5 protein-coding genes are annotated in these 6,371 nt (G+C 75.3%); 2 read left to right on the top strand and 3 right to left on the bottom strand.

Going from position 1 to position 6,371, the window contains the following annotated elements; all coding sequences use genetic code 11:
* Positions 1-47: 47 nt before the first annotated feature.
* The 3 genes from nhaA to LGQ04_RS08315 form a co-directional block, all read right to left on the bottom strand.
* On the bottom strand, positions 48-1,340 hold the full coding sequence (nhaA, locus tag LGQ04_RS08325; protein WP_229243230.1) for a Na+/H+ antiporter NhaA: 1,293 nt from the start codon (positions 1,338-1,340) through the stop codon (positions 48-50).
* 443 nt (positions 1,341-1,783) lie between these two features.
* Positions 1,784-2,371, bottom strand: a complete 588-nt coding sequence (locus LGQ04_RS08320) for a DUF1697 domain-containing protein (RefSeq protein ID WP_229243229.1) — start codon at positions 2,369-2,371, stop codon at positions 1,784-1,786.
* Positions 2,338-3,807 carry an amidase gene (locus LGQ04_RS08315; RefSeq protein WP_229243228.1) on the bottom strand — a complete coding sequence of 490 codons (1,470 nt, stop codon included), beginning with the start codon at positions 3,805-3,807 and terminating at the stop codon, positions 2,338-2,340. Before LGQ04_RS08315 ends, LGQ04_RS08320 begins: the two co-directional genes overlap by 34 nt.
* Before the next feature lie 177 nt (positions 3,808-3,984).
* On the opposite strand from LGQ04_RS08315, the gene LGQ04_RS08310 reads away from it, so the two are divergent.
* Together LGQ04_RS08310 and LGQ04_RS08305 are read left to right on the top strand one after the other, a co-directional pair.
* Entirely contained in the window at positions 3,985-4,653 is a 669-nt protein-coding gene (locus tag LGQ04_RS08310) for a PadR family transcriptional regulator (RefSeq protein ID WP_229243227.1), read from the top strand.
* A gap of 62 nt (positions 4,654-4,715) precedes the next feature.
* Positions 4,716-6,293 carry an MDR family MFS transporter gene (locus tag LGQ04_RS08305; RefSeq protein ID WP_229243521.1) on the top strand — a complete coding sequence of 526 codons (1,578 nt, stop codon included), beginning with the start codon at positions 4,716-4,718 and terminating at the stop codon, positions 6,291-6,293.
* Positions 6,294-6,371: the final 78 nt, after the last annotated feature.

Below are 6,371 nucleotides of genomic sequence, written 5' to 3'. Positions count from 1 at the left end.
GCCCGACCGGTGGTCGGGCACCGCCCGTCGGACGGGGCTGCCGCGGCTCAGTGCTCGAGGCGGTCCTTCTCGTCGCCGATGAAGTCCGTCACGTTGTCGGGGAGGTCGTCGCGGTTCATGTCGTTCGTGCGGGCACGCTTCGCGTCCCAGCGCAGCGTGAGCGCGGCGAGCACGGCGGCGAGGGTCGACGCGACGAGGATCGCGATCTTCGCGCCGTCCGTGTGGATCGCGTCGGGGTAGGACAGCTCCGCGATGAGGAGCGACACGGTGAACCCGATCCCGGCGAGGAACCCGACCGGCAGGAGGTCGCGCACACCGATGCCGGCAGCGAGGCGCAGCGGCGTCACGCGCGTGACGAGGGCGGTCACGCCCAGCACGCCGACGAGCTTGCCGAGCACGAGGCCGAGCACGATGGCGAGGACCACGGGCTGGGCCAGGATCCCGGACAGGCCCTCGTCGCCCCCGACGAACGTCACGCCCGCGGCGAAGAACGCGAACACCGGCAGCGCGATCCCCTGCGAGACGGGCCGGATCGCGGCCTCGTACCGGTGCGTGCGGGAATCGGCCTCGCCGTGCACCGCGACCGCCGGCACCATGAAGCCGAGCAGCACGCCCGCGATCGTCGCGTGGACCCCCGACTCGTGCATGAACGCCCACGCGACGAGCGCGACCGGGAGCAGGAACCACCAGCGCGGGCGGCGCGAGCGCACCAGCAGCGCGTACAGCGCGACGGCGGCGAACGACAGGCCGAGGAACGTCCAGTCCAGGTCGGCCGTGTAGAAGATCGCGATGATGATGATCGCGAGCAGGTCGTCGACGACGGCCAGCGTGAGCAGGAACGTGCGGATCGCCGCCGGCAGACCACGGCCGAACACCGCGAGCACGCCGAGCGCGAACGCGATGTCCGTCGCGGTGGGGATCGCCCAACCGTGCAGCGCGGAGGAGTCGCCCGTCACCATGAGGACGACCACGAAGATCAGCGCGGGCACCGCCATGCCGCCCACTGCCGCGAGCATCGGCACGCCCGCCTGCTTCGGGTTGCGCAGGCTCCCCGCGACGAACTCGTGCTTGAGCTCCAGCCCGACGACGAAGAAGAAGATCGCGAGCAGGCCGTCGGCCGCCCACGCCTCCAGGCTCAGGTCGAGGTGCAGCGGGGACGACGGTCCGACGACCGTGTCCGAGAGGGTGATGTAGGCATCGCGCCACGGTGAGTTCGCCCACACGAGCGCGAGGATCGCCGCGCCGATGAGCAACGCGCCGCCCGTCGTCTCACGGCTCGCCCACCGGCGGACGCGCGCCAGGGCGGAGGGCGGGGTGGAAGGTGCAGGGGCGTGGGACATCGTGCTCCTGGGGTCGGGGAGAGCATGGCACGGCCCGGCGTCGCGGGGTCCGTGGCCGACCAGACTTCCCGGCACACCGGTGCTCGATCTTACCGGTCCGACGCCGCCCGCCGCCGACGTGTCCGGCGTCCGCGAGGGAAGACCCTGGTCGCGCGAGGTAGTACCGGGGTTGGCCGGGGGAGTACCGGGGTTCTCGTGCCCGACGGCGCGTGGTCGCCTCGGGTGTCGGGGTGGGTGGGGCGCCGCGTCTTCCCTCCGCCGCTCGTTCCTCGCGGCTCCCGCCAGACCCGCCACGACGCGGCGCCCCACCGACCCCTCCCGGTGCCGTCCCACCCTGGTGACTGCTCGCCGTCGGGCAGGACCGACCAGGGACTGGGCCGTTGCCGGCGCACCTGGGTACTCCCTCGGCGGACTGCGGTGCTCCCTCGCGGGCGGGGGCGGGGTCAGGTGTCGGCGAGCTCGTCGGCGAGGGCGAGGAGGCGGGTGGTGGTGTTCCAGTTGCGGCCGGTGACGGGGGTCCCGGCGGCCCGGGTGAGGGTGGCGGTGGTGAGCGTCGAGCGGCCGACGCCGTCCGGATAGGCGACGTAGAGGACGCCGTTCGCGACGGCGGCTCGCTCCTTCCCCGGGCGCGCGTCGATCGCCGCGGCGGCGTCCGGGTCGACGGGGAACTCGCCGACGTGGACGAGCAGCGCCGCGGGGCGGTCGCGCGCGTCGTCGGGCAACGGGTTGCCGAGCACGACCTTGCGCAGGCGCTCCGCGGTCAGGACGGCGACGGCCGCGTCGACGCCGAAGCGGTCGGCGACGCCGCCGCGGACGAGGCGCGCGACGTCGTCGGGCCCGGTGACGCCCGACGTGCCCGGCGTGACGACGAGGTTGCCGCTGTTGACGACGGTGCGGGCGTCCCCGAGGCCGAGGTCGCCGGCGAGCTCGCGCAGCCTGGTCGACGGGACCTTCCGGCCGCCGACGTTGACCGCGAACAGGAGCGCGACGTAGACGGTCACGGTGTCGGCCCCGGGCGGCGGTCGGCCCACGGTGCGGCGTCCTCCAGTCGCGCTGCGAGGTCGAGCAGGAGCGCGTCCTGGCCGTGGTCGGCGCCGAGCATGACGCCCACGGGCACGGTCCGGCTCGTGTGACCCCGGCCGGCGACCTGCGCCTCGCCGAGGGGGAGGGAGATCGCGGGGCGGCCCGTGAGGTTCCACACGCTCGTCCAGGGCGTGAACGCGGTCTGCGCGGCGAAGTCGGCGGCGGGGTCGGCGTCGTCGCGCTGCGTGCCGACGAGCGCGGGCGGCTGGGCGAGGGTGGGGGAGAGCACGACGTCGAGCCCCTCCCACGCGGCGGCCACGTCGCGGGTGAGCCGCTGCACCTCGACGAGCGCGGTCGCGTGCTCGAGCCCGGTGGCGCTGCGACCGCGCTCGCGCAGCCAGCGGGTCAGGGGGACGAGGAGGTGCTCGCGGTCGGCGGGGACGGGTGCCTGGAGCGCGCCGACGGACCACAGCGCCGCGAAGGCGTCCCACCGGTCCGCGCCGAACGGCGGGGGGATCTCGACGACGTCGTGGCCGAGGTCCTCCAGGAGCGTCGCTGTGGCTCGTGCCGCGCCGGAGCAGTCGGGGTGCACGGGCGCGTCGGCGGAGATGACGGGGTCGAGCAGCAGGCCGACGCGGAGCGGGCGCCCGGCGGGCGGGGCGTCGAGCCGCGCGGTGAAGGTGTCGCCGGGCCACGGCCGGGCGAGGACGTCGAGGAACGCCGCGGTGTCGCGCACGGAGCGGGTGAGGACGCCGTGGGTGGCGAGCCCCGCGCCGTCGACCCCGTGCGGGCCGGGGCTGACGAGCCCGCGGGACGGCTTGAGCCCGACGAGCCCGCACGCGCTCGCGGGGATGCGCAGCGACCCGCCGCCGTCGCTCCCGTGCGCCACGGGGACGACGCGCGCCGCGACGGCGGCCGCGGCGCCCCCGCTGGACCCGCCGGCGGACCGGTCGAGGTCCCACGGGGTGCGGGCGGTGGGGCCGACGTCGGGCTCGGTGTAGCAGGGCAGGCCGAGCTCGGGCGTCGTCGTCTTGCCGACCATGACGGTCCCGGCGGCACGCAGGAGCGTGACCACCCCGTCGTCGACCGGGGCGAGGAACGCGTCGATCGCGGCCGAGCCGGCGCGCATCGGCACGCCCTCGACCATGGTCAGGTCCTTCACCGGGCACGGCACGCCGAGGAACGGCGGCAGGGCACCGGGGCTCGTGGCGGGGGAGCGCCCGACGTCGCCCGCTCGCCGTGCCGCGACGAGCGCGGCTTCGGCGGTGCTCGCCTGCGCGCGGGCGTGCTCGGCGGCGAGGACCGTGAACGCGCCGACGGCGGCGCCCACCTGCGCGGCGGCGTCCAGCGTGGCGTCGAGCACCTCGGTCGGAGAGGTGTCGCCGGTGCGGAGCGCGGCGGCGAGCGCGGTGGCGTCGAGGTCGAGCAGGTCGGTGACGCTCATGTCCGGTGAACCTACGCGCGTGGCGTCGGGGGTGCGAGCGGGGTCGACGGGCCCGCCGTCGCGGGCGTATATTCCGAACTGAATATTCCGCACGGGGCCTTGTGGGACCGTCCGGTCCTGCGCCCCCGCGATGCGCTGGCGCCACCTGTCCTGCCTCGTCCCCCTCCGGAGACCGCCGTGCCCGCCCCTCGCCTCAGCCCCACGGCGACCCTCGTCCTCGCCGTCCTGCGCGAGCAGCCCATGCACCCCTACGAGATGCTGTGCCGCCTGCGCAGACGCCGCGACGACCGCCTCGTTCGGCTCAACCCCGGCGCCGTCTACCACGCCGTCGACCGGCTGGAGCGCGACGGCCTCGTCGAGCGCACCGGGGTGCACCGCGACGGCAACCGGCCCGAGCGGACCGTCTACGCCATCACCGCCGCCGGGCGTGCCGCGCACGAGTCCCGCACCCGCGACCTCGTGCGGCAGACCCCGTCCGAGTACCCCGTGTTCCCCGTCGGTCTCGCGCTCCTGCACGACCTGCCGCGCGACGACGCCCTCGCCCTGCTGCGCGAACGCCGCGCGGCGCTCGCCGCGGCTGTCGACGGCGTGCGCGAACGGCTCGACGCCGTCGTCGCGCGCGGCCTGCCCCGCCGGTACCTGCTCGACGCGTCGTACGAGCTGCACCAGGTCGAGGCGGAGATCGCGTGGCTCGACGCGACCACCGGGGCGGTCGCGTCCGGAGACCTGAGCTGGACCGAGGCGCCCGCCGCGGAGTTCCGCCCCACCCTCGACGCCCTCACGCTCCCCGACGACGCGCCCCACCACGACGCGACGCACGCACGCCCACCCCAGGAGACCCCGTGACCACTCCCACCCCGGGCGCCGAGCCCCGCACCACGGACGCGCCCGGCTCCGGCTCGCGCGTCGTGCCGCTCGTCGACCTGCACGGCCGCAGCGCGTGGAGCGTCCTGCCGCCGCTCATCCTCGGCTTCTTCATGATCATGGTCGACACGACGATCGTGAACATCGCCGTGCCCACCCTCCAGCGCGAGCTCGACGCGTCGCTCGTCGCCGTCGGCTGGGTGAACAGCGCCTACCTGCTCTCGTTCGCGGTGCTCCTGCTGCTGTCCGGGCGGCTCGGCGACCGGTTCGGCCCCGGGCGCGTGTTCGTCGCGGGTCTCGCCGTGTTCACGCTCGCGTCCGCGTGGTGCGGGCTGTCCGGGTCGATCGGCACGCTGATCGCCGCGCGCGTCGTCCAAGGCGTCGGCGCCGCCCTCATGACGCCGCAGACCATGGCGATGATCACGCGCGTGTTCCCGCCGCGTCAGCGCGGCGCCGCGATGGGGCTGTGGGGCGCGACCGCGGGCGTCGCGACCATCGCGGGCCCCCTGCTCGGCGGCGTGTTCGTCGAGACGTGGGGCTGGGAGTGGATCTTCTTCGTCAACGTCCCCGTCGGCGTCGTCGCGCTCTGGCTCGCGCTCTCCCGGCTCCCGCGCCTCGCGACGAACCGGCGACCGTTCGACGTCGTCGGCGTCGTGCTGTCCGTCGTCGGGCTCTTCGCCGTCGTGTTCGGGCTCCAGGAGGGTGAGACGTACGACTGGGGGACGATCGCCGGCCCCGTCACCGTCTGGGGTCTCGTCGTCGTGGGTCTCGTCGTGCTCGTCGGCTTCGTCCTGTGGCAGCGCCGGCTCGGGGACGACGCGCTCCTGCCGCTGCGGCTCTTCCGCTCGCGGAACTTCTCCCTCGCGAACGTCGCGGGCATGTCCGTGTCGTTCGCGATGATCGGCATCTTCTTCCCGCTGACCCTCTTCCTGCAGTCGATCCTCGGCCTGTCGCCGCTGCACGCCGCCCTCGTGAACCTGCCGGGCTCGCTCGTGTCCGGGGTCGTCGCGCCCCTCGCCGGGCGGCTGTCCGACCGGATCCCGCCGAAGTGGGTCGTCGCGACGGGATTCGCGGTGCTCGCCGTGGCGATCGGGTGGCTCGCGGCGGTCGTCGCGCCCGGCGTCGCGGTCACGACGATCGTGGCGCCCATGGCCCTGTTCGGCCTCGGCACCGGGTGCGTCTTCTCGCCCCTCGCGAACCTCGCCACGTCCGGGCTCGACCACGCCACCGCGGGCGCGGGTGCGGGCGCCTTCAACACGACCCGCCAGGTGGGCGGCGTCATCGGGTCGGCGGCGGTCGTCGCGACGCTCACCGCACGCCTCGCCGTCGAGCTGCCCGCCGCTGCGCGCGACGCCGCGGCCACCCTGCCCGCCGCGTTCCGGCAGCAGTTCGTCGACGCCTTCGCGGGCGCCGGGTCCCTGCAGGGCGCCCAGAGCGGGTCGTTCGAGCTCCCGCCCGGGGTGCCCGACGACGTCGCGCGCCAGGTGACCGACGCCGCCACGGTCGCGGTCCACCAGGGGTTCGCCACCGCCGTCGGGCAGACGCTCGCCGTCACCGCAGCCGTCCTCGTCGTGGGACTCGTGTGCGCCCTGGCCATGTCCGCCCGGCGCCCCGAGCACTGAGAGGCCCCCGCCCGACGTCTCCGGCGTGCGTGAACGGCGGGTTAAACCTCGGCGACACGGGCACGCAGGGCTGGTGAT

The sequence above is a fragment of the Cellulosimicrobium marinum genome, assembly GCF_020551945.1.
Classification (GTDB): Bacteria; Actinomycetota; Actinomycetes; order Actinomycetales; family Cellulomonadaceae; genus Cellulosimicrobium; species Cellulosimicrobium marinum.
This window is presented reverse-complemented; position numbering and strand designations above follow the sequence as displayed.